Origin of the sequence: Paraburkholderia sp. SIMBA_053, from assembly GCF_046534895.1 — a bacterium.
Classification (GTDB): domain Bacteria; phylum Pseudomonadota; class Gammaproteobacteria; order Burkholderiales; family Burkholderiaceae; genus Paraburkholderia; species Paraburkholderia caledonica.
In genome coordinates, this window is sequence record NZ_JAWRXU010001583.1 from 1 (window position 1) to 240 (window position 240).

Annotated in this window: 1 protein-coding gene; it reads right to left on the minus strand. The window is 62.9% G+C overall.

What is annotated here, in order from left to right; translation table 11 throughout:
* On the minus strand, window positions 1–240 hold a 240-nt coding region (locus tag SB753_RS40890; protein WP_410805657.1), incomplete at both ends, for a Glu/Leu/Phe/Val dehydrogenase dimerization domain-containing protein.

The window sequence follows — 240 nt, forward strand, 5'->3', positions numbered from 1 at the left end:
CATTCTTGAACGCCATGCCCTGTGACAGACGCAGCGCGTCGTGATACGCCTCGTAGTCCGAGGCGTACTGCCAGTAGCGGCAACCACCAAACGCAGGGCCGCGCGCAGTGCTGTACAGCGCGATCACGGCTTGCAGGCCGGATTCGGCATCGCTGGCCACGACAATGCGTTCGTGGGCCGGTTCGCCGTGAAGCCCGAAAAGCGTTCCGGCAAAGTTCGTCGTCAGTCGGTCCATCAGTG